Annotated in this window: 13 protein-coding genes; 12 read left to right on the forward strand and 1 reads right to left on the reverse strand. The window is 39.8% G+C overall.

All coding sequences use genetic code 11. The features are described from left to right. Positions 1-16: 16 nt before the first annotated feature. The 12 genes from R2Q80_RS03500 (at position 17) to R2Q80_RS03555 (ending at position 18,603) form a co-directional block, all read left to right on the forward strand. Positions 17-1,342: an inositol-3-phosphate synthase gene (locus tag R2Q80_RS03500; protein WP_316798255.1), complete on the forward strand. Its 1,326-nt coding sequence runs from the start codon at positions 17-19 to the stop codon at positions 1,340-1,342. Continuing rightward, complete coding sequence (locus tag R2Q80_RS03505) at positions 1,342-1,797, forward strand: phosphatidylglycerophosphatase A (protein ID WP_316798256.1); 456 nt, start codon at positions 1,342-1,344, stop codon at positions 1,795-1,797. Before R2Q80_RS03500 ends, R2Q80_RS03505 begins: the two co-directional genes overlap by 1 nt. Next, complete coding sequence (locus R2Q80_RS03510) at positions 1,798-2,178, forward strand: GtrA family protein (protein WP_316798257.1); 381 nt, start codon at positions 1,798-1,800, stop codon at positions 2,176-2,178. Then, complete coding sequence (locus R2Q80_RS03515) at positions 2,179-4,722, forward strand: DUF5686 and carboxypeptidase-like regulatory domain-containing protein (protein WP_316798258.1); 2,544 nt, start codon at positions 2,179-2,181, stop codon at positions 4,720-4,722. It begins immediately after the preceding gene. A gap of 10 nt (positions 4,723-4,732) precedes the next feature. Then, complete coding sequence (locus tag R2Q80_RS03520; protein ID WP_316798259.1) at positions 4,733-6,007, forward strand: DUF4833 domain-containing protein; 1,275 nt, start codon at positions 4,733-4,735, stop codon at positions 6,005-6,007. Positions 6,008-6,020: 13 nt separating this feature from the next. Next, positions 6,021-6,641 carry a sterol desaturase family protein gene (locus R2Q80_RS03525; protein WP_316798260.1) on the forward strand — a complete coding sequence of 207 codons (621 nt, stop codon included), beginning with the start codon at positions 6,021-6,023 and terminating at the stop codon, positions 6,639-6,641. Beyond that, positions 6,628-7,584, forward strand: a complete 957-nt coding sequence (locus R2Q80_RS03530; RefSeq protein WP_316798261.1) for a phosphatase PAP2 family protein — start codon at positions 6,628-6,630, stop codon at positions 7,582-7,584. Before R2Q80_RS03525 ends, R2Q80_RS03530 begins: the two co-directional genes overlap by 14 nt. Positions 7,585-8,251: 667 nt before the next feature. After that, positions 8,252-9,469 (forward strand): Pycsar system effector family protein, encoded by a 1,218-nt coding sequence (locus R2Q80_RS03535; RefSeq protein ID WP_316798262.1) that lies wholly within the window; start codon positions 8,252-8,254, stop codon positions 9,467-9,469. 7 nt (positions 9,470-9,476) lie between these two features. Further along, entirely contained in the window at positions 9,477-11,504 is a 2,028-nt protein-coding gene (gene ppk1, locus R2Q80_RS03540) for a polyphosphate kinase 1 (RefSeq protein WP_316798263.1), read from the forward strand. Positions 11,505-11,510: 6 nt separating this feature from the next. Further along, complete coding sequence (locus R2Q80_RS03545) at positions 11,511-12,410, forward strand: SdiA-regulated domain-containing protein (protein ID WP_316798264.1); 900 nt, start codon at positions 11,511-11,513, stop codon at positions 12,408-12,410. A 38-nt stretch (positions 12,411-12,448) separates the two neighbouring features. Continuing rightward, positions 12,449-16,054, forward strand: coding sequence for a BamA/TamA family outer membrane protein (locus R2Q80_RS03550; RefSeq protein ID WP_316798265.1), 3,606 nt, complete (start codon positions 12,449-12,451; stop codon positions 16,052-16,054). Positions 16,055-16,191: 137 nt separating this feature from the next. Next, positions 16,192-18,603 (forward strand): GAF domain-containing protein, encoded by a 2,412-nt coding sequence (locus R2Q80_RS03555; RefSeq protein WP_316798266.1) that lies wholly within the window; start codon positions 16,192-16,194, stop codon positions 18,601-18,603. 61 nt (positions 18,604-18,664) lie between these two features. Here the strand turns inward: R2Q80_RS03555 and R2Q80_RS03560 are convergent, their stop codons facing one another. Next, complete coding sequence (locus tag R2Q80_RS03560; protein WP_316798267.1) at positions 18,665-20,614, reverse strand: LTA synthase family protein; 1,950 nt, start codon at positions 20,612-20,614, stop codon at positions 18,665-18,667. Positions 20,615-20,723: the final 109 nt, after the last annotated feature.

The following is a 20,723-nucleotide window of genomic DNA, read 5'->3' on the forward strand; positions in this document are numbered from 1 at the left end:
TTTAATAAAAATAGAAATGACAGAACAAGTAAAATCAGCTAATGGAAAGCTTGGAATATTAATGCCAGGGCTTGGTGCGGTAGCTACGACAATGATTTCTGGAGTGGCTGCGGTAAAAAAAGGCCTTTCTAAACCTATCGGCTCGCTTACACAAATGGGCACGATCCGTATTGGTAAAAGAACAGAAAAAAAAGAACCTAAGATTAAGGATTTTGTGCCTTTGGCCAATCTTGAGGACTTAGTATTTGGTGGCTGGGACGTTTATGAAGACAATGTGTATGAGGCTGCGATGAATGCGAGAGTGCTTGATGCCAATTTATTGCGTGATGTGAAAGAGGAGTTGCAGGCGATTAAACCTATGAAAGCGGCCTTCGACAGAAATTATGTGAAGAACCTTGATGGTACGCACATTAAAGATATCGATAACCGTTATGATCTGGCTTTAGCGGTAATGGAAGACATTAAAAACTTCAAGGCTGACAATAACTGTGACCGTATCGTTTTGGTTTGGTGTGGTTCTACCGAGATTTATTTCGAAGCTTCAGAGGTTCACGAATCATTAGCTGCTTTTGAGCAGGGATTAAAAGATAATGATGCCCGCATTGCACCAAGTATGATTTATGCTTATGCTGCATTGAAATTGGGTATTCCTTTCGCCAATGGTGCCCCGAACTTAACTGTAGATATTCCTGCATTAATTGAACTGGCGAGAGAAACCAACACACCGATTGCCGGTAAAGATTTTAAAACAGGTCAGACATTAATGAAAACCATTCTTGCTCCAGGCCTTGCTGCGCGTTCATTAGGTGTTAATGGTTGGTTCTCAGATAATATTTTAGGAAACCGTGATGGTTTGGTTTTAGATGATCCGGACAATTTTAAAACGAAAGAAGTTTCGAAATTGGGTGTACTGGAAGACATCTTCAAACCTGAGCTTAACCCTGATTTATATGGTGATATGTACCACAAAATCAGAATTAACTATTATCCTCCTCACGGTGACAATAAAGAGAGCTGGGATAATATCGACATTTTCGGCTGGTTAGGCTATAAAATGCAGATCAAAATTAATTTCCTTTGCCGCGATTCAATTTTAGCTGCGCCTATTGTACTGGATTTGGCTTTATTTATTGATTTGGCTAAAAGAGCAAACATGGCGGGCGTACAGGAATGGTTATCATTCTATTTGAAATCACCACAAACTATTCCTGGTGTACCTGCTGAGAATGATATTTTTAAACAATTAATGAAACTTCAGAATACCTTACGCTACATTATGGGTGAAGACCTGATTACCCATTTAGGTCAGGATTATGAAGAAGAAGTGATCGAAACGGCATAGTGTTCTTTCATAAAATCATATCAACCGGTCTGGGAATTGGCTACATTGGAAAAGGTGCAGGCACAGTTGCGGCTGTTGCTACCTGCTTTTTTTGGTGGCTTTTCCAGACCGATTATACCAATCCATATTTATGGCCATTTCTAGCCACCATGTTTTTGCTGGTATTAGGCATATACAGTGGAAACGTGGTGGAAGAAATCTGGGGGAAAGATCATCAAAGAGTGGTAATAGATGAGGTTGTTGGGATGTGTATTGCACTTTTATATATCCCTTTGAAATGGCCTTACATTCTTATCGCACTTATACTTTTTAGGTTTTTTGATATTTTGAAGCCCCTTTACATTCGAAAGCTTGAAGCTTTACCGGGAGGGTGGGGCGTGATGGCTGATGATGTGCTGGCAGGTATTTATGCCAACCTGATTCTTCAGTTTATATTGCTATTCAATCTGCTGTAAATGGCTCTGCTCACTTATATAAAGGCACAGGGATCTTCTTTGACTGCCTCAGCCGTCGACTTTTCTATTACCGTAGTTGCCCGTAATTTTCTCGGCCTATGGTATGTGTTGGCAAGTGTTTTGGGAACTGTAAGCGGTGGTGTGGTTAACTTTTATGTAAACCGAAAGTGGGTGTTCGAAAGCCAGACGCTAAATATGAAAAGGCAAATTGCCCGTTACATCCTGGTATGGGTAGGCAACCTTGTCATTGTTACAGCAGGTGTGTACCTCCTTACCCATTTTTTCAATCTCAATTACGTACTCTCCAAAATAATTATATCGGTAATAACTGGCTTAAGTTACAATTACATCATGCAAAGGCAGTTTATTTTTACAAGCTAAATGAAAGCCATCAGTTTATTCTTTTTATCTGTGTTATGCTGCTTAATGCTGCAGTTTAATGCTGTTGCGCAGCGAACCGTAGTATCGGGAACTGTGTGTGATGCCACTACTAAAGAAACCTTACCAAATGTTACTGTTTTCTTTAAAGACACCAGGATTGCTACCCAAACAGATATTAACGGAAAATACACCATTGTTTCTCCTTCAGCGCAGCAGGCATTGAGTTTTAATTATGTAGGCTACCTTAGTGTGAACAGATCGGTAATACCTTCTGCTACACAGGAGATCAATGTTTTTTTGGCTTCAGATTCAAAATCACTTGATGAAGTAGTGGTTATTGGAGGTAAGAAAGTACGGTACCGCAACAAAGACAACCCCGCAGTAGAACTGATCAGGCAGGTGATTGCCCATAAAGATGAAAACCGGATTACCAGCTATAACACCGTCGCTTTCAAAAAATATGAGAAAATGCTCTTCTCCGTAAGCAACCTTTCTGATAAATTCAAAAAAAAGAAAATGTTCCGGAATTACCAGTTTTTGTTTCAGGAACAGGATTCTACACTCGTTGGCGGTAAAAATCTGTTACCCGTTTATATTCAGGAAAGATTATCTGATCTGTACCTGAGCAAATCACCGGAAAAAAGCAAGACGGTGATTTTAGGCGAGAAGCAGGTAAACTTTGATGGCCGTTACATCGACAACAAGGGTATGAAAACTTATCTTGAGCGCATGTATCAGGATATTGATATCTATAAAAACAACATTTCTGTAGTGAGCAACGAGTTTCTCAGTCCCATATCGGATGGTGCTCCTGCATTTTACAAATTCTTTATTACCGATACCATTAAAACCCAGAAGCCAGAGGTAATAGAGCTGTCGTTTACACCCCGGAATACAACCGATATGCTGTTTGAAGGGAAAATTTATGTTACCAACGACAAGCACTACGCGGTAACAAGAGCATCTTTTGGGGTCAACAAAAACATCAATCTTAACTTTGTACGTGCTTTAAAGATCAATCTCAATTTTGAGCCGAACAGCAGCGGCAAGTACAGTTTATCGAAAAGCAACCTGATTGCCAATTTCGGTGTTGGTAAAACCAAAGGTATTGGCTTTACCGGCGACAGAACGGTGACCTTTAAAAATTATGAATTCGATGCTAAATTGCCTGATACTGTTTTCACCGGGAAAAGTACGGTTGTAGTGGCTGGTGCAGATAAAAAGAGCGATCAGTTTTGGGAGCAGAACAGGCTGGATACTATTTCTAAAAATCAGCTTAAGATTTATGGTAATATCGATACACTGCAAAATCTGCCTTCCTTTAAACGAACCATGAAAATTGTAACCCTGCTATTTGCAGGTTATCAAAATCTGGGGCCTTATGAGATCGGGCCGGTAAATACTTTCTACAGTTTTAATAATGTGGAAGGTTTAAGGCTGCGGATTGGGGGAAGGACTACCCCTGAATTAAGCAAGCGTTATTATTTTGAAAACTATGTAGCTTATGGAATAAAAGATGAGAAATGGAAATACTTCTTATCGGCAACTTATTCCCTGAACAACAAGTCTATCTATGAATTTCCGCAAAACTACCTGAGAGCCAGTTTTCAGCGGGATACTAAAATTCCCGGCCAGGAGCTTCAGTTTGTACAGGAAGATAATTTTCTGCTATCGTTTAAAAGAGGAGTAAACGACATGCTGCTTTACAACGATTTCTATCGTTTTGATTATGTAAAGGAATTTGAGAACCACTTTTCTTACAGCCTGGGATTGAAGAAATGGAGTCAGACTCCTGCTGGTGGCTTAAAATACCTTGACGCAAACAACCGCCAGATTGATCGCCTGACCACAAGCGAAATTTCATTGCAGTTAAGGTATGCACCAAATGAGAAGTTTTACCAGGGAAAAATTTACAGGGTGCCTATTGCCGACCGTTACCCGGTGTTTAATTTACGCTATACCGCCGGGTTAAAAGGCGTATTGGGGGGCGAATACAATTATCATAATCTGATGGGCAGTATTGATAAGCGTTTTTATCTTTCGCAACTTGGCTACAGCGATTTCTCAGTAGAGGGATCGTATATAGCCGGAAAGGTTCCGTTTCCGTTGCTGGCCATACACCGGGCGAACCAAACCTATGCTTATCAGCTTAATTCATATAACCTTATGAACTTCCTGGAGTTTGTAAGTGACCATTACGTAAGTGTAAACATTGATCACAATTTTAATGGCTTCATTTTTAATAAATTACCATTAATCAAAAAACTGAAGCTGAGAGAGGTACTATCATTTAAAGCCCTTTATGGCGGATTGAGGGATGAGAACAATCCAGCGCTGAGCACGGGCGTGTACCAGTTCCCAACATTTGAAAATGGTTTGCAACGCACCAACTCATTGGGAAGTAAACCTTACATGGAGGGAAGTGTAGGCGTAGGAAATATATTTAAGCTGTTAAGAATTGATTTGGTGAAAAGATTCAATTATCTTGATCATCCTGATGTTTCTGAATGGGGCATAAGGGCGCGGGTTAAATTTGACTTTTAAATTGAAGAAAATGAAAATGAGAGATCGCCTGCAACAAGGCATATATACAGTTATCAATCCCTTTGTTAAAGGATTAATTAAACTGGGGCTCACGCCGAATATGGTTACCACCATTGGCTTACTGCTTAATATTGGCGTAGCCATCATCTTTGTTATGGGAGCAGAGAAATCCAATCGGGGCGATATGTCATACATTGGATGGGGGGGAGCACTGGTGCTTTTTGCCGGTTTATTTGATATGCTCGACGGGCAGGTAGCCCGTTTGGGAAACATGAGTTCAAAATTCGGGGCCATGTACGATTCTGTTTTAGACCGATACAGCGAAATGATTATGTTCCTGGGGATTTGTTATTACCTGGTTTCTCATCATTATTTCCTTAGCTCACTGTTTGCTTTTATTGCGATGATTGGCTCGATGATGGTGAGTTATACCCGCGCAAGGGCAGAAGGCCTGGGAGTAGAGTGTAAAGGAGGGCTGATGCAGCGCCCTGAACGGGTTGTAACGATTGGTGTTTTTGCCATCGCTTGCGGGGTTGCCGGACATTTTCTGGGGGGGGATTACAAAATTTTTATTCCCGGGGTTTCTTTTCATGTGTTTGAAACCATGTCGATATTCACCATGCCAATTACCCTGATGGCGGTAATGACCAATATCACTGCAGTTAATCGTTTGCAGGATGCAAAAAGAGGACTTGAAGCGATGGAACGCAAAGAAAGAAATGGAGGAATTAAGGCGGCAGTGCTTATTGGAATGCTGCTGGCTTCGGGATTAGGCTTTGTAAGTAATGCCCATGCACAGGATGATCCTTCGCCTTTGACATTCCCTACACCAAAAGGCATCAATAACCAGCTGTTTTACGTACAGCGTGATCCAAACACGAATACCATCATCTGTCAGCTCAACATAGATAAGAACGGTGAGGTTGTGAAAGATCAACCGGTAAATGTTTTCTGGATGCGTTATGGTGATAACGGGGAAAAGAAAGAGCTAAGTTATATTCAGCGGAAGTTTGCCTACGGCATTCTCACCAAAAACCTGGGAAACGGTCAGTTTGAATTAAGATTTACATCACACAAAAAACTACCCATGTACCTGTACAAATCGACTACGGATAAAAAATACCATGTTTACGCAACTATTAACAACAAAAAGATGCAGCTGGACCGCATTTTTTTAAGAATTGAAGGGGGCTCATTCTGGCTTCCAAATGTGAAATATGTTGAAATAAAAGGGCATGATGCTGTAGAGCCCACAAAATCTTTAACCGAGCGTATCAAAATTTAATGTCTTTAAATCCATGAAAAAGAATTTCGTTTCTAATTCTTCAGCATCTATCAGGATGTTTAAGAATGATTTTTTGGAAAGTTTATCGAAAGTACGTTTTTACGTACCCCTTATCGTTTATGTTCCGGTAATCGTATTTTTGGCCTGGCAATCCTTGTTCCAGTTAGAAGTACCTTTAATCAATTTTCTGGGCTGGTTTTTAGTTGGTCTTGGAATCTGGACCATTACCGAATATGTTTTACACCGTTATGTATTCCATTATGAGCCAAAAGTAGAATTTGGCAAAAGGATCCACTTTATCTTTCATGGTGTACACCACGATTATCCCAATGATGCGAAACGGCTGGTGATGCCGCCTTCGGCAAGTATTCCGATGGCGTTGGGTTTCTATTTCCTGTTTAAATGGCTATTGCCTGCAGCGGGTCTGAATCCATTTTTTTCGGGCTTTATGATTGGTTACCTGTTTTATGATATGGTGCATTATGCCCTTCATCATGCCAATTTTAAAAGCGGCTTCTGGAAAAAGCTGAAGCAACATCACATGTTACATCATTATTCAGATTCGACCAAAGGCTATGGTGTAAGCTGGACTTTCTGGGATCATATATTCAGGTCGAACTTTGAAAAGAAATAACGTGCGGGAAGTCAGTTTGATTAAGAACCGTTTTTATTCGTTCAGAAATGTCTGCACCGTTGCGCTGATCGCAGTGGCTTATTTGTTGCTGTCGGTTGTTCTCGTTGGCTTTAAGGTTGATCAGCTGGTTTTAATCTTCATTTTCAGTTCCCTTTTTTTTATTTCAGAAAATACCCGCAGGTTTATTTTAGGCTTTTCGATATTTATCGTATACTGGATATTGTTCGACTACATGAAAGCCTTTCCCAATTACCTGTTCAATGAGGTACGTATCAGGGGTTTGTATGAAACAGAAAAAAGCCTGTTTGGCATCAATGGTGGAGGCATGGTGCTTACGCCTAATGAATACTTGAAATTGCATCACCTTGTTTTCCTGGATGTGTTGACAGGATTTTTCTACCTGATGTGGGTGCCGGTTCCACTGGCTTTTGCCACTTATCTCTTCTTTAAAAACAGAGACCAGTTTGTGAAGTTCTCACTTACCTTCGTTTGGGTGAACCTGATTGGGTTTGTGATATACTATCTTTTTCCTGCTGCACCGCCATGGTATGTACAGGAGCATGGCTTTGATTTTATTGCGCACACTCCAGGCAATACCGCTGGCTTAGCACGCTTCGACCAATATTTTAATATCAGCCTGTTCCAGGGTATTTACAGTAAGGGTTCGAATGTATTTGCAGCCATGCCATCCCTGCATTCCTCTTACCCGGTAATTGTTTGTTACTATGGCCTCAAAAATAAATCCGGTACAATCAATGTGTTTTTCGTAACTGTAATGCTTGGGATCTGGTTTTCGGCAGTGTATACCAGTCATCATTATGTTCTCGATGTTTTAGCGGGTATAACCTGCGCAGTAGTGGGAATTCTATCTTTTAACTATCTGATCGGAAAAACACGACTCAAAAATTTTATCATTTACCTGGTGAAACATATTTCCGGATAAATTACTAATTTATTAGACACCTTTTGGTGATAAAGGTCGTTTTTGCCTCCAAAATTTTTCTGAAAGCAGTTTTTCGCTTAAATAAGTTAAAAAGTAGTTGAAATAGAGAGATTTGTAGTTCTGTTTGCGTGTTTTAAAATAATAATTTTATATTTTTGATATACAAACAACTATCATATCCTTATTATTCCTTAATCATGACTACAACAGAAAAATCTACCGTTGTAAAATCTTCCCCTGTATGCCCAAAATGTAAAAATTTTGAAACTTACAGAATACCCAGAGGTTTTCTATTTAAGTCGATATTGCCATTTATAAATATTAAACGTTATAAGTGCTATCGCTGCTACAATAAGTTCTATGTAATGTAAGCAGCGTCCGGTCAACATAGGTTTCTTTAATCAAAAAATAATGATAGCCCTTAATTTCAAATTAGGGGTTTTTTATTGCCTTCTATTTTAAGACTTTCATAACCGAATGTTTTGCTTTTCAGTTACTTATTTTTGAAAAGAGTGGCTTTACTGATCATTTGATTAATTCATCAGGTTTTACTGAAAATTAGCGTATTTTTAGAAACCATAAAAAAGGAAAACAATTTTAGCTAAAAGTTATTTTAAGGAAATGTATTTTCTTCAGTTTAGAACTTTAACACCATCAAAACGACCTTATGAACTATAAACAATTGCAGGAAGATGCGGAGAATTATGTAACAGATTATTTCCATACGCACCATGATCCGCGGCTGGTTTATCATAATTTGGAGCATACCAATGAGGTTGTTGCAGCTGCCCGGCAAATCGCCAATCATTATCAGCTGAATGAAAAGGATTTTTTTACCGTAACAGTAGCCGCTTATTTTCATGATACAGGTTATTTTGAAGATTTGGTTAATCATGAACAGAAGGGTGCCGAACTGGCAGACGGGTTTTTAGCTGAACATCAGATTGACCAGGAAATACGTAACCAGGTTAAGCAATCGATTTTAACTACCAAGATTCCGCAGTCGCCTAAAAATCAAATCGACAAAATTCTTTGCGATGCAGATCTTTTCCACCTTGGTTTAGCTGATTTTCGTAAAAAAGGTAAACTGATGCATAAAGAGGCTGAGCTACTCTATAAAAAAGACATTAATAAACAGGAATGGCGTAGAAGGGATATTCAATTTATGGAAACCCATCATTACCATACCGACTATGCCATTTTGTTGCTCAACGATCAGAAGCAGGACAACATCAGCAAGCTGAAAAGTAAGCTCACCGTTCAGGAAGAAATTTCGGTTGAACAGGAAGAACCCAAAAACTTTGCTCCGGCAGTAGTGCAGGGCAAAAAGAATAAAAAAGAGAAAAACGGCAGACCGGATAAAGGAATTGAAACCATGTTCAGAATAACTTCTGCAAATAATCAGCGTTTGAGTGATATGGCCGATAATAAGGCACACATTTTAATTACGGTAAACTCTATTATGCTTTCCCTGATTGTGAGTTTATTGCTCCGCCGTCTGGAAGATCATGGTAACTTGATTATACCCACCTTCATTCTGCTCATAGTAAGTTTAACCTGTGTAGTCGTGTCGATACTTTCTACCCGCCCTTCTATTCCTAAAGGGGAATTTACGAAAGAGGATATGGATAATAAAAAGGTTAACCTGCTGTTTTTTGGGAATTTTTATAAAATGAGTTTACCAAGCTATACTGAAGGTATGATCAAGGTAATGAATGATACAGATTTCCTTTACGGAACGCTCATTACCGATGTATACTCACAAGGGGTTGTATTAGGTCGTAAATACAAACTTATTCGCCTGGCCTATAATATATTTATGTGGGGTTTGATTGCTGCGGTTTTTGCCTTTGTAATTGCCTATGCCGCTTACGGAAAACTTTAAGATATCAATGGTTGCAACAACGTACTTCAACAGGGATTTAAGCTGGTTAAAGTTTAACGAAAGGATATTGATGGAGGCGGAGCGGAATGCAGTGCCGCTGCTGGAACGAATCAAGTTTTTATCCATCTTCTCTTCAAACCTGGATGAATTTTACCGGGTGAGAATGCCTGTTTTGCTGGCTTTTGAAAAATTAAGCAACAGGGAAGATAATGATATCAAAATTCAGGACGATCTTTTAAAATCGGCAAATGATTTAATTTCAGCTCAGCAACAACGCTATGGAAAGGCATTAACGCAGGATATTATCCCTGACCTTAAAAACCACCATATTCATCTGATTTATGGTGCAGCTTATCCGGAAGCGATTCAAAAAACTGTAACGCAGTATTTTCTGAGTCAGGTGCTGGCTTTTTTGCAGCCGGTGATTTTAACCGAACAAACCAGTTTTTTTCCGTCAAATAACAAGCTTTATTTCATTGTTTCGCTCCGGACTAATGGTGAAAGTAAAACGGTTGTGCTGAACATCCCCTCAGATGAACTGCCCCGGTTTTACAGGGTAGATCAGGATGGAGAAACATTTGTGGTTTTTGTGGACGATATTATCCGGTACCATCTCGACCGGATTTTCCCGGGACAAGAGGTGACGGGTTGTTACAGTTTCAAAATTACACGGGATGCAGAGATTGATTTGAAGGATGAATATTCGGGCAGTTTATCTGAACAACTGGAAAAGCAACTTTTGAAACGTGATTTGGGACTGGCTACCCGTTTTTTACATCAGCCAAACATTCCGGATGATGTGATGGCATTAGTGAAAAAGGTTTTCAACCTGAAGAAAGCCAATAGTATAGAGGGCGGACAATATCACAACCTTAAAGATTTGATGTCTTTTCCGGTGAAATCCGATCAGCTATCACAACCCTCGTGGGCAAAAATCTGTAATACAAGCTTCATCGATGGTACGCTGAACGAAGCAATATACAAACAGGACATTGTTGTTCACACGCCTTATCAAAGCTATGATAGCATCCTCCGGTTTTTCGCTGAAGCAGCAATAGATCACACGGTAGAAGAAATCTATGTTACCCTATATCGTGTAGCAAGCGATTCGAAGATTGTAAATGCCTTAATGAGCGCTGCAAAGAACGGAAAAAAGGTTACAGTTCTGGTTGAGCTGAAAGCGCGGTTTGATGAAGAAAACAACATCAAATGGGCCAAGAAGATGAAAGCTTCGGGCGTAAACATTATTTATAGTGTTACCGCATTGAAAGTGCATGCCAAGGTTGCCCTGGTGAAACGTAAACTGGAAGGAAGAATGCATTATGCGGGGCTTTTTGCTACAGGCAATTTCAATGAAAGCACTGCCGCATTTTACACCGATCACATATTGATGACAGCCGATAAGGAGATGTTGAGGGAAGTGGAGTTGCTTTTCATTTTCCTGGCCAAGCGGATTAAACCTGGTCCTGGTCACTTCATTGAGTTTAAACACCTTTTGGTAGCACAGTTTAATCTGCAAGATCGCTTTCTACAATTAATTGACAGGGAGATTGAACAGGCGAAGCTGGGAAAAGAAGCAGCGATAACCATCAAAATGAATAACCTTGAAGAGAAGGTTTTGATCAGTAAACTTTATGAAGCTTCGCAGGCTGGTGTTAAGATAGAACTGATTGTGCGGAGTATTTGCCGGTTAGTAGCAGGTGTGCCAGGCATGAGCGAAAATATTAAGATCATCAGAATTGTAGACCGGTACCTGGAACATGGTCGGGTTTTTGTATTTCATAATCAGGGAAATCCTGACGTTTTTCTGGGTTCGGCAGATTGGATGAACAGAAATATTTACAGAAGGATAGAAGTTTGTTTTCCGATTAAGGACCAGAAAATTATGCAGGAGATTTTAGACATCATCAATATCCAGAAACAAGATAACGTGCAGGCTGTCACTATTGATGCAGAAATGAACAATGTTCCTGTAAAGAATAACGAGAAAAAAGTGGCTTCGCAACAGGCCATTTACGAATATTTAAAAGCTTAATCATCTATGAAAAAAAATAAAAACAGAATAGCTACCGCATTTGCCTTGTCGGCATTGGTTTTTGTCGCAGCATCCTGCGTGAACGAAAAACATGAAGAACAATCTTCTACAGAAAAATCAGTCACTGCTTCCGCTCCAACGGCGTTTCCTTACGATCTTGACGATCCGGTTAAGTACAACATGCCTCAAAACCTGTTTGAGATTTCGGGTATCGTTTTTCATAAAGGCGACTCGAAGGAGGTATTTGCCATTCAGGATGAAGACGGTGATTTGTTTCATCTGGGCTTAAGTGATAAAGAGTCGAAGTTTACAAAATTTGGCGGTAAAGGTGATTACGAGGACGTAACTATCATTAATGATTACGTAATTGTCTTGAAAAGTAATGGCGAGCTTCACACCTTTCCGATTTCGGGTATAAACGGAGCAGAAGCTAAAAACGTGGTAAAAACAAAAGATTTGGTGCCGAAAGCGGAATACGAAGGCTTGGCCGCTGATGAGAAAGCTGGGAAGATTTTCGTGCTGACCAAGGAAGTAAAGAAAGGTAAAGCAAATCAAACTGATGTATTTTCATTCAAGTTTAATGCTGGTAAATTTACATCCGATAAGACTTATAGTTTGCCATTTAAAGAGATTGCAGAAGTAGCCGGCGACAGTAAAATTAAGTTCCGTCCATCGGCTTTAGCTAAAAACCCAGCTACCGGCGAATGGTATATTTTATCATCAATCAATAAGTTACTGCTGGTGACGGATGCTGAATTTAAAATTAAAAGTGCCTATCCCCTTAAAAGAAGCTTTTTCAATCAACCCGAGGGCATTGCTTTTGATAAAGACAATAACCTCTACATCTCTAATGAAGGTGGTACACTGGCTGCCGGAAATATCCTGTTATTTAAACTGAAAAAGTAATAGGTTTAAAATACTTATCTTTATACAAAGGCCTGAATATGATTAAAAAATTTACCCTGTTTATTATCTTGTTATTTACTCGGTTTACTGTTTTGGCACAGGATGATGTAAAATATCGTGTTATTCTTTTTGGAGATGCCGGAGAAATGAATCCTGCACAAATGCTGGATTTAAAAAATGCAGCCAGGCAGATTATCCCTAAAAAAACTACGGTGCTATATCTCGGCGACAACATATATCCCACGGGGATGGGCTTGCCAGGCAGTATGGAGGAAGAAGAAACAAAAAAGATTCTAAGATCGCAGTTTGAGCCGATGCGCAAAATGGGTGCGCCGGTTTATTTTATTCCCGGCAACCACGACTGGGATAAGTCGGGGCCAAAGGGTTTGGCGAAAATAAAAGCTCAGGATGATTATTTGAAAGCACAAAATGATCCCTTGCTGAAACTTATTCCTGATAGAGGTTGTCCGGATCCTGTAGCTATTAAACTTACAGATAAGCTGACGATCATTGCCTACGACAGCGAATGGTGGTTATTCCCCTACAATAAAGCAAACCCTGCCGGGGAATGTGATTGCCGCACCAAAGATGAAGTAGTAGTGCGTTTGGAGCAATTGCTGGAACAAAATAAAGATAAGGTGATATTGCTGGCTTCTCATCATCCTTTTCAAAGTTACGGGCCGCATGGTGGTTATTTTAATCTGAGGAACCATCTTTTTCCTTTAACCTCATTAAAAAAAAATTTATATATCCCGTTACCAGTTTTGGGCTCAGTTTACCCCATGTTGAGATCAACTTTGTTGAGCCCGGAAGATTTAAACCATCCGGCATATAAGGATATGATTAAATCGATAACCGGTGTTTTCGGTGATTATCCTAATGTAACTTATGTTGCCGGACACGAACATGGTTTACAACTGATAAAGGGCAAACAATTACAGATCATCAGTGGTTCAGGTTCAAAAGTATCACCCAATAAAGAAGGAAAAACTTCCTTATTCCATGAAATGCAACAGGGTTATGTAGTTGCTGATCAGTTGATGAACAACGACATGCGCTACGAATATTATGTCTATTCGGATAGCAGTGTGAAAAAGGTGTACAGTTATATCAAGAAATTTGAGTCTATCCCCGCTAAAGTGAGGAACCGGGATAAACCAATCACGGCAGACAGTATTACTGTGCGTGTAAAGCCTGAATATGATAGCGTAGGACGTTTTCACCGGTATGTTTTCGGAGAGAACTACCGCAAAGAATGGGCTGCGAAAACCAAAGTGCCTGTATTGCGTATTTCAGAAATGATGGGCGGTTTAAAAGCTACTCAGCGAGGGGGTGGTAATCAATCGCGCTCATTGCGGTTGGAAGATAAAAACGGAAAAGAATATGTTTTGAGGAGTATTGAAAAATATCCGGAAGTGCTGTTGCCAGAAGCATTGAGAAATACTTTTGCTAAGGATATTATTAAAGACAATATGTCTGCCCAACATCCTTTCTCCGCACTGGTTGTGCCGGAACTGGCTAAAGCAGCGAAGATCCCTCACACTAACCCGATCATTGGCTGGGTATCACCAGATGATGGTTTAGGTGAATTCGAGCCCGCCTTTGCCAATACACTTTGTCTCTTTGAAGAACGCGAGCCCGCAGGCGAATCGGATAGCTCACCAAAAATGGATAAGAAGCTCACGGATGATAATGACAACAAACTGGATGGTCCGGCCTGGGTACGTGCCAGGGCTTTGGATGTATTGCTAGGTGACTGGGACAGGCATGAGGATCAATGGCGCTGGAAAGAAACCAAGACTAAAGATGGCTCGAAATATACACCGGTTCCGAGAGATCGTGATCAGGTCTTCTATCGTTCTGATGGTTTTCTGCAGCGTTATACACAATCTTCATCACTATTGCCTATGATGCAGGGGTATGAGAGGCCTATAAAAAACATTAACTGGTTTTTGTGGGAGGGAAGAGAGTTGAGCAGTCGGTGGACCGCTAATATTGATGAGGAAGAATTTGATCAGATTGTTAAGGACTTCTGTGCCAATTACAACGATGAGGTTTTTGAGAAGGCATTGCATAAACTTCCGGAGCCAGGTTATTCGTTGCATCACGACGCCTTGTTGTCGACACTCAGGGAGCGTATAGCTGATTTACCTAAGATGATGAATGAATACTATCATTTCTTTAATCGTATAGTTGATATTGAACTGACCAATAAAAATGAGCTCATTAAAATTACTGACGCTAAGAATAATGGTTTGAGGGTGAAGATCAATAAAATTTCGAAGGAAGGCAATATTAAAGACGAGTTGTTCGACAGAAAATTTGATCCGAAGGTGACGCGTGAGCTTCGGATTTACATGCACAATGGTAACGATAGCCTGATATTGGATAACAAAAATTCTGGTATTAAAATTCGCATCATCGGCGGCAAGGGGGATAAATACTATGACTTTGCCAAAAGCAATGGTTTTGTAAGACTTTACGGCAGAACTACAAAAGCAACCTACCAGGGAGAAGATAAGGATAAGGTGAGAAAAGTGATTTCAAACGACACCTCCAATTTTAGTTACATTCCTAAGGATATGTACCGTAGGAATTCCTATTTGATTAATGCTGGTTACAATAATGACGACGGTATTTTACTGGGACTGATCTATAACCAGACTAATCCGGGTTTCAGGAAACAGCCCTGGGGAAATTCTCAAACGCTATCATTCCTACATTCCTTTTCTACACGGGCATTCCGTTTCAATTATAAAGGGGAGTGGTTAAAGGCTTTGGGTAAGGCTGATATTGTGGTTAAAGGTGATGCCTATGCGCCTAATAATACGCAAAACTTTTTCGGCCTGGGCAATGATACGCAGTTTGATGAGCATGGCGATGAAATCCGTTACTATCGTGCCCGCTTTAACCTTTACCAGGTTGATGCGGCTGTGAGGTGGAGAAGGCCTAAATCTACCTTTTCGATCGGACCGTCTTATCAATATTATAAATTCAACCGCGAGGATAATGATGGCCGGTTCATCTTAAATGCCGGCGCACTTCATTCATCAGATAGCTTGACGGTACGAAACGAAAAGATGTTTGCCGGTGCAATTGTTAACTTTACCAACAATACCCGTGACAACGATTTGCTTCCTACACTTGGAAGCTACGTGGATTTCAAATTACTAGGTTATAAGGGGGTAAATAAATATTCCAACTCATTTGGTCAGTTGACGGCTAGTATTTCGTTATATAAAAATCTGGACGGAAGAAAGAACTTCATTCTGGCTGACCGTTTTGGTGGGGGCGTAACGGTGGGTAAGCCCGCTTTCTATCAGTCATTATTTTTAGGAGGACAGGGTAACCTGCTTGGGTACCGCCAGTTCAGATTTGCAGGTGAGCACGTTTTTTATAACAATCTGGAGTTAAGGGCTAAACTTGGTGACCTGGTGAGTTATGTTTTACCAGGACAAGTTGGTTTAATGGGTTTTTATGATGTAGGGAGGGTATGGAAAAGAGACGAAGCCTCACAAACATGGCATCACGGGCTTGGTGGAGGGGTTTATTTCGCGCCCGCATCACTCACAGTTGTGCGATTTGTGATGGGACACTCCACCGATGGATGGTATCCGTACGTATCGTTAAATTTTAGGTACTAAATTTGTGTAACGTTGTAGTAGGTGCTTTATCCAAGTATTACGTTAGGAAGACCGTTGTTGGTTGACTATCTGTTTATCTTTGTTGCAGATTAACAAATGATTAACTATAACATTTACACTATAGCAAAACATATACAATGAATACCGATGTAATAAAAATACATAAAAACGAATGTATAGGTTGCCAGGTAGAATCTTCGCTGTCTTTTCGCCCACTTGTGCGGTACCTTAAAGACAGGCTTAAAACAGAAAAATCTGTAAAATCAGAATTTTACAGATTTTTGCTTCAAAAAATTGAAAAGGATGATGTGTTGTTGAACAACATCAGTGCGGAGGACTTAGCTAAATACAAAGATACATTAGAGCTAATTTTTACTATTCTCACCCCTTTAATGGACGATGAGGAAGATTTGTTCTGGGCACTCAGTACCCCTATTCCAGATCAGATTTTTTTCAGTACAAATGCTTTTTACCAGTTTTTTAAAGATCATGATCCTAAAAATAAGGTGAATAAAGACGGAGAACCCGTAGAGAAAAAGCAGCTTAAATTTATTTATAATATTATTCTTGATCGCTTTTATAATTTCACTTCCGTTTTGCGGAATGAGATTATTTACGGCCATATAAACGAGAAAACCAAGTTAACTCAGTACTACAATATTCAAACGGACACCAAATTTGTTGATATTCAGCATAAGGGAAAATTGCCCGAAATTAACTTTGAAGAGTTAAGTCAATATTTTCAGGACAACAATGAACTGGAATATCTGATCACTAATCTGCCTCTGCAGAACTTCCATTTCGAAGGTTTTAGTATCATTTCGATAACCGATGTAACCTTGCACCATGCTATTGACGGCATCAGGGATGCGCTGGTTAATCATAATTACCAAACAGAAGCCTATACTCATGTGATACAGGCGCTAAAAAGTTTGAGCGGAGACGGAAATCTCGAATTTGGATTAATGCCTTTTTTAACGGTTAATAATAAGCTTGTTTTTGATAACAAGGAGTTTTCGCAAAGTATGTTAATTAACTCGGCAAAGGCATCTAACCTTGAAGAAGAAGTGTTTTATTCTTTGGTTGACAAATATAAGGAAAATCCGAGGGCCATTTTTGTCAGCGCCATCAATGACGATCAGATTGAGAAAGATCCTTTCTTGCGGGTATTGAAAGCCGCAGGAGTTTGTTCTTATTCAGTACTGCCAGTTTATTACAATACGCAACTGGCGGGTGTGCTGGAGGTTTACTCGAACCACGAAGTTTTGGTAGATGATAAATTGCTTTCACGCTTACGTCCTGCGATGCCGCTGATTGGTCAGATGTTTCAGTACAGCATAGAAGAGTTTGATGCTAAAATGGATGAGGTGTTGATGGATAAATTTACTGCGCTGCAACCATCGGTTCAATGGAAGTTTAATGAAGCGGTATGGCACTTCCTTCAGCAGCAGAACAGTCACAGTAAGGTGAAAGAAATTGAAACAGTTACTTTTAAGCACATGTACCCTTTATTCGGTGCTATTGATATCCGGAACTCAACTACGGAGCGGAACAGAGCTTTAAAAGATGATTTGAACGTATTGTTGAACAGTTTGATGACTGCTTTAAAGGCCATCCGCAAATCTGTAACACTTGAGCTAACTGATAAACTGCTATTTAACTGTAAGGATTGGATTAAGCGCATTGGAAACCTTGCCTCTTCGAATGAGGAAAGTCAGTTAAATGAGTTTCTGGAAGTAGAGGTTTATCCTTTTCTTTCCATCATAAAGGGGAACTATCCTGAAACGGCCAAAATTGTGGAAGGATATTTTGAAGTAATTGTACCTGAAACCGGTGCTGCGTATGCAAACCGCAGGCAGCTTGAGGTATCTATGCAGTTGATAAATACTGAAGTAAGTCAGTATCTGGAAAAATCACAGGCTAACTTACAGGCAAGTTATCCTTGTTATTTTGCCAAGTTCAGAACAGATGGTGTAGAGTACGACATTTACATTGGACAGGAGATTGCGCCACATAAGCCTTTTGATTTGCTTTATCTGAAAAACATCAGGTTGTGGCAACTCACTTCAATGGTAGAAATTTCCCGTTTATCAAAAAGTTTAATCGGAGAGATGCCTCGCCCGTTGGAAACCACGCAGCTTATTTTTATCCACTCGAACGCAATTGACATCAGTTTTAGAAATGATGAACGTCGATTTGATGTGGAAGGTGCTTATAACATTCGCTATGAAGTGGTAAAAAAGCGTATTGATAAAGTGTTGGTGAAGGGAACAGAGGAGCGCCTGACTCAGCCTCATAAAATTGCCATGGTTTATTTTAATCCGGATGAAGCGAAGGAATACATGGAGTACATTAAATACATGCAGGTTCAGGGTTATTTGAACGATGATCTTGAACAGCTTGAACTTGATGAGCTGCAGGGGGTTTCCGGATTAAAGGCTTTACGTGTTGGTGTGAAATATCCCGAAAATAATAAAGACATCACCAAAAAGCTGAAACCTAAAGAATTGAAGTCGATAGAAAAAGAAATTGCTAAGATGCTTGGTTAAATTCTGATCATCTCATTGCCCTGTTGAGTTTCCATTCAACAGGGTTTTTATTTGGGATTGATTATTTCTTAATGCTCATCTTTCCATCCTTAAACAGGTCGAAAGCTGTTTGATAGTATGCAATTCCTTCATCGATTATACCGGACGAAAGTTTCGCCGCTTTTTGCTCATTAGTCACTTTATTGTATAAATAAGTATCTGCCTTCCGCTGTGGACTTAAAAGAACCAGACTATCGGACTTCAAATAACCGAGTCGTTGATAGGTACCAATAAATGCCCGCGGCTGGTAATGTTCGGATAGTACATTTTGTCCGAAGAACTCACTTGTATAATTCCAGCCAAGTAAATGCCATAGGGTAGGAAAGAGGTCAACCTGGGAAGTCATTTTACTAATATTCATTACCGGTTGATGTGGCAGGTTGAGGATCATGCATGGGATCTGATATTTCGCAACGTCGATTTCGTTTTTTCCGGCACTACTGGCGCAATGATCGGCAACAATTATGATAACTGTATTTTTAAACCAAGGCTTTCTACTTGCATTGTCTATGAACTTGCCGATAGCATAATCTGTGTAACGAACTGCCGCTTCACGTGTTCCGGATGGCAGACTTATTTTATGTACAGGGAAAGTAAAAGGCCTGTGGTTGGAGGTAGTCATCACAAAATTATTAAACAAAGTTTTGTGTCTGTATTTCTCATCTGCATCATTTATCACCACATTAAATATATCCTCATCACAAATGCCCCAGGCATTTTCAAAGGTCACTTCTTCATCAGGTATGATTGTTCTTGTACCTTCGTAAGTCTCATTAAGCAATTTACGTCCACGATCTACAATGTTGTAACCATTGTTTCCGAAGAAATGGTTCATATTGTCAAAATATCCGTCTCCACCGTAAAAAAATGTATTGGTGTAGCCCTGTTCATTGAAAACATGGCCAACAGTATATAAATTCTCATTATCCATTCTTCTCACGATGCTACTGCCAGGAGTTGGAGGAATGGCAAGTGTAAGGGCTTCCATACCCCGCACGGTTCGGGTACCAGTAGCGTACATATTGCTGAAGAATACACTTCGATCGGCCAGCTGATCGAGTTTAGGTGTAAGATTGAGCTTATTGCCATAGTGCGCCAGAAAGTCGGCACTTAAGCTTTCTACCGTAATCATAATTACATTTGGCTTATAGGCCGAATCTGTCCCTGCTACCTTTCGTAAAATGGTATTTCCTTTTTCAAATGTTACATCAGAGTGGGCCAGCTGATTGCGGACAATTGAAAGCGCCTGTTTTTTATCAATGAGCTTATAAAATTCATTATAATTTAGTTCATTGTTTTTGAAAGCGGCAAAAAAGGAATAAATCCCCGCTTTGCTTAGCTCGTTTGCGTATCTGTTATTACCACATTCTGCGTTGCTGTTTTTAATGAAGAATGAAAAAAGTAATGCTGTACAAAGCAGAGCTGAAGAAATATAAAGCCGCACTTTTATAGTTGTTTTGCTCCCGAAACTATTTTTAAATGCATTAAAACGAAAGAACAGGAACATTACACCAGTGGAAATGAGTACGATAAGTCCCGATAAAATTGGAAGGGGATAAGACTCATTAATATTATTGATTACTTCATAGGTATAGATTAAATAATCAACAGCAATAAAATTAAACCTGCTCTGGAATTCCTGCCAGAAAGTTAACTCGGCAAAAAAAGAGAAGAGTGTAATTAAGATGAATAAAGAAAGTATAATCCTGGTTAATATGACGTTCCACTTCCGCCTGTATACACTTTCGGGTAAAACCAGCAGGTAAAGCGTGTAAGGTGAACTAATAATGATTGCTGTTCCCAGATCGAAAAACAAGCCCACCCCATAAAAACGCAGTACATCTGAAATACTAAAATCGGCATGTTGTACCGAGGCTATAAATAGTATGGTGCGGACGATGAAAGAAAATAACAGAAAGTAAATAATGAAGCCGGTTAGTATAGCATAGCGGCCCTTGAATACATTGGTCATTATGATCAGGGATTAAGGTACAAAGTAACCAACCAATTCTGAAGAAATACTGAACTTCCGTGAAGGTGATGAGTAGGGGGCATGGAATTAGGATAGAAGAAAATGAAGC

The sequence above is a fragment of the Pedobacter frigidisoli genome (assembly GCF_032678525.1).
Classification (GTDB): domain Bacteria; phylum Bacteroidota; class Bacteroidia; order Sphingobacteriales; family Sphingobacteriaceae; genus Pedobacter; species Pedobacter frigidisoli_A.

Coding starts and splice junctions, on each gene's coding strand:
- R2Q80_RS03545 (WP_316798264.1), top strand. CDS start 11,511: ATGAAAAAAAATAAAAACAGAATAGCTACCGCATTTGCCTTGTCGGCA.
- R2Q80_RS03560 (WP_316798267.1), bottom strand. CDS start 20,614: ATGACCAATGTATTCAAGGGCCGCTATGCTATACTAACCGGCTTCATT.
- R2Q80_RS03525 (WP_316798260.1), top strand. CDS start 6,021: ATGAAAAAGAATTTCGTTTCTAATTCTTCAGCATCTATCAGGATGTTT.
- R2Q80_RS03535 (WP_316798262.1), top strand. CDS start 8,252: ATGAACTATAAACAATTGCAGGAAGATGCGGAGAATTATGTAACAGAT.
- ppk1 (WP_316798263.1), top strand. CDS start 9,477: ATGGTTGCAACAACGTACTTCAACAGGGATTTAAGCTGGTTAAAGTTT.
- R2Q80_RS03555 (WP_316798266.1), top strand. CDS start 16,192: ATGAATACCGATGTAATAAAAATACATAAAAACGAATGTATAGGTTGC.
- R2Q80_RS03510 (WP_316798257.1), top strand. CDS start 1,798: ATGGCTCTGCTCACTTATATAAAGGCACAGGGATCTTCTTTGACTGCC.
- R2Q80_RS03550 (WP_316798265.1), top strand. CDS start 12,449: ATGATTAAAAAATTTACCCTGTTTATTATCTTGTTATTTACTCGGTTT.
- R2Q80_RS03500 (WP_316798255.1), top strand. CDS start 17: ATGACAGAACAAGTAAAATCAGCTAATGGAAAGCTTGGAATATTAATG.
- R2Q80_RS03515 (WP_316798258.1), top strand. CDS start 2,179: ATGAAAGCCATCAGTTTATTCTTTTTATCTGTGTTATGCTGCTTAATG.
- R2Q80_RS03520 (WP_316798259.1), top strand. CDS start 4,733: ATGAAAATGAGAGATCGCCTGCAACAAGGCATATATACAGTTATCAAT.